This is a genomic window from Nostoc sp., from assembly GCF_035638895.1.
In the GTDB taxonomy this organism is placed as follows: Bacteria; Cyanobacteriota; Cyanobacteriia; order Cyanobacteriales; family Nostocaceae; genus Nostoc.
Genome location: NZ_DASQZC010000595.1, coordinates 1 through 2,037 on the forward strand (window position 1 = coordinate 1; position 2,037 = coordinate 2,037).

At 47.0% G+C, this 2,037-nt stretch carries 4 protein-coding genes; 2 read left to right on the top strand and 2 right to left on the bottom strand.

The window, feature by feature from the left end; translation table 11 throughout:
- The first annotated feature begins 64 nt into the window (after nucleotides 1-64).
- Nucleotides 65-280, top strand: a complete 216-nt coding sequence (locus tag VE944_RS29445; protein ID WP_324985859.1) for a hypothetical protein — start codon at nucleotides 65-67, stop codon at nucleotides 278-280.
- Between the two features lie 385 nt (nucleotides 281-665).
- Here VE944_RS29445 and VE944_RS34255 read toward each other — a convergent pair whose 3' ends face one another.
- Together VE944_RS34255 and VE944_RS34260 are read right to left on the bottom strand one after the other, a co-directional pair.
- On the bottom strand, nucleotides 666-1,187 hold the full coding sequence (locus VE944_RS34255) for a hypothetical protein (protein ID WP_414690173.1): 522 nt from the start codon (nucleotides 1,185-1,187) through the stop codon (nucleotides 666-668).
- Nucleotides 1,188-1,275: 88 nt separating this feature from the next.
- The gene (locus VE944_RS34260; protein WP_414690174.1) at nucleotides 1,276-1,437 is read right to left on the bottom strand and encodes a hypothetical protein; all 162 of its coding nucleotides are present in this window, start codon (nucleotides 1,435-1,437) and stop codon (nucleotides 1,276-1,278) included.
- Nucleotides 1,438-1,505: 68 nt separating this feature from the next.
- Here VE944_RS34260 and VE944_RS34265 point away from each other — a divergent pair.
- The coding region (locus VE944_RS34265) for a DNA cytosine methyltransferase (protein WP_414690175.1) at nucleotides 1,506-2,037 on the top strand (532 nt) is incomplete at its 3' end.

Sequence of the window (2,037 nt, forward strand, 5' to 3'; positions counted from 1 at the left end):
CATTTGAGAGTGAAGAAGAAGCGATAGAAGCAGCAGAATATAGGATTGACCTGGAGGATTGGGAATGACTAAATCCTGCCTTAATTGCCTCATGGGAGAATTTCATTCAGTAATTGATAGCGGGTTATTTTCCTACTCTGGTGAGTGCTGTCATTTTGAGCGTGGTATCCGCAAACAAGTTTTAGCCATTCTTGAAATTGAGAGTGAGTATTTGGTGGAGATCGAACAGATGTTTGAGCAAGTCGGTGAACAATGCCCAATGTGGGAGCCAAAATCATGACCACATCACCAAAGCAAGTTTCTCTGTTCGTTGTCAAGTGGAAACCAAAGGCTGGGCAACCAATACCTTGGGAGATTAAGCAGAAACTTTGTAAACCCAAGGGAGGACGGAACAAGAAAGGCGACTTTGATAACTTTCACAACCGTGATTATGACTTTGTTTCCCCATCTGGAGAAATTTTCACGGGTAAAGGAGTTCGCCAGTTTGCCCAAGAACATGGCTTGTATGAAAATTGCTTATACAATCTTCTAGATGGCAGACTGCACAGTTACAAAGGATGGACTAAAGCTGTTGGTGGGAGGAAATTACCCGTACCACCTACTTACTACTTCCTTTCACCATCTGGAGAAATTTACACCACAACCAATCTGAGTGAGTTTGCGCGTCAGCGCAGTTTAGACCCGATCGCCCTATCCCGACTTTCGAGATGCATCATTGGTATACACAGAGGATGGCGACATTGCACCCCGGATGGACAACCCATTACGCCGCCTGACCGCAAGCACAGAAAATTTATTTTGCGATCGCCCACTGGCGAAATTGTTGAAGGTAGCAATCTCAAAGCCTTCGCCGAACAGCATGGGTTATCCCGTACCTGCTTGATGAATATTTTGAGTGGGACAACTAAAGAGCATAGAGGATGGACGCTGCCTGCAACTGAAGTTGTCGGAAAACCTGACAACTTCCAAGAGAAACTTCCTGCAACCGCGAAAGTGTCCACTACTACCACGGCAGAAGATAACGAGCGTACACAGCAATTTAAAATAGGCGATGCCTGCGGCGGCAAGCTACGCGTCGAATTTCTATGCGATGTCGCTTTTGGCGATATAGATACCAAAGCCAAAAACCCTAATGCCAAACTAGCGCTCACTGGAGAGTGTGCCGAAGTATGCGGTGTTCGAGGCACAAGACTTGCTGTTAGTATTGGCGGCGATCCATTTGATTGGCCTATTAGGCTGGTGAAAAAAATTTCAGACGCGACGCTTGATGACTCGCTAACGCCCAAGAATCTTGAGGTAGGCGATCGCCTGCTGAGTAATCATCCAATCACAAAAGGGGAGATTGTAGTTGCCGAATACCCTACACTTTCCTCGGATGGGAAGAAAGAAGTCAAGAATTGGGATTTTGTTCTGACAACCGAGAACAAATTGATCCATACGAAATATCTCAGTGAAATCAAAGGTGCTGATTCTTCTCGTGCGATCGCTAAATGGGAGAAAGTTGAATGTACCTCACCAGTGGACATATTTTCAGTGGGGCATCTGGCGACACAGAAGGTGCGGAGGCAGCAGGATACAAGCCCATCTGGGCAGTCGAAAACGACCCCTACGCCGCAGCCGTCTACAGAAAGCGATTCCCCAGCACCCGACTCATCGAACAAGATATTACCACCCTTGACGACGAATTTATCAGTTGCCTCTGTGGTGTCGATATCGTCATTGGTGGGAGTCCGTGCCCGGATTTCAGTCTTGCTGGAAAACGCGCCGGGATTGAAGGAACTCGCGGACAGTTGTTTTTTGAATACGTCAGATTCCTTAAAATCCTCCAGCCTCCAGCTTTTTGTTGGGAGCAAGTTTCAGCAGTCTTATCAAGTGGAAATGGACTTGACTACATCAAAATCCTTGATGCGTTTACAGAGGTGGGGTATGTGGGGACTTGGCAAGTGCGAAATGGCGACAGACACGAACCCCAAAACCGAGAACGATTATTCTGCGTGGGTCTTCACAGGCGATATTCGGGCGACAACTCCAAAGCTT

Coding starts and splice junctions, on each gene's coding strand:
- VE944_RS34260 (WP_414690174.1), bottom strand. CDS start 1,437: ATGGATCAATTTGTTCTCGGTTGTCAGAACAAAATCCCAATTCTTGAC.
- VE944_RS29445 (WP_324985859.1), top strand. CDS start 65: ATGACTAAATCCTGCCTTAATTGCCTCATGGGAGAATTTCATTCAGTA.